Source organism: Rahnella perminowiae, from assembly GCF_019049755.1.
In the GTDB taxonomy this organism is placed as follows: domain Bacteria; phylum Pseudomonadota; class Gammaproteobacteria; order Enterobacterales; family Enterobacteriaceae; genus Rahnella; species Rahnella perminowiae.
In genome coordinates this window covers 1-738 of sequence record NZ_JAFMOS010000106.1, presented here as the reverse complement: position 1 = coordinate 738, position 738 = coordinate 1, and the positions used below count along the sequence as shown (strand labels likewise).

Below are 738 nucleotides of genomic sequence, written 5' to 3'. Positions count from 1 at the left end.
GAAGTAGCCTGGGAAGATATGCAAGAAAGAATGAATGTTCCGTCAGATAGAAAGGTAAAAGCAATGCTTCTCTTTGATAATAATGATAATTTAATACAATCTTTTGATATTGATTCTGACGTTATGCCTGAATTACAGGAAACACTAAATTCGCTTTGTGAATTTTTCTATTGTTTACATGCAGCTTACAGATATGAAATATGTAAAGGTGAGTGAAGCTATGAAGATATATGGTTTGATGAAACTTGTAATGGATATATTGATATATGACAATAGAAACTTGATTAATGAATGAGTATGCTAATTTTCTTTTCAACTGAAAGGAGAAAAGCAAGGGAAATCAGAGAAGCGGAGCTTCGATGAGTTAGCCCTTGCTTAATCGATAGCCTATTCAAATTACCCGGATAGATCACTACGTTTAATTAGATGCTTTAGATTAAATAATGACAGCAATCCTTATTACTTCATGATTGCTGTCGATGTAACTGCAATGTGTTAAATTTATCTTATCTATGTGATACCTGTGAATATTAGCATTCTAATTATTTCATTATTGAAAATGTAAAAACATGACATCGTCTTGGACAAAGCAGAAGTGGTTATCAGATAATGGGGAAGTGTATTTTTTAACATTTAATGGTTACTTTTCCTTGTAATACTTTTATCATATTAAAAATCCAACAACCTATGAGCAGGCAATGTAACTCGACATGGACCTGTCTCTTATAAACATCTGAC

The 738-nt window shown here is 32.0% G+C and carries 1 protein-coding gene; it reads left to right on the top strand.

The features are described from left to right. On the top strand, positions 1-216 hold a 216-nt coding region (locus J1785_RS00555), incomplete at its 5' end, for a hypothetical protein (protein WP_217218552.1). Between the last annotated feature and the right edge of the window lie 522 nt (positions 217-738).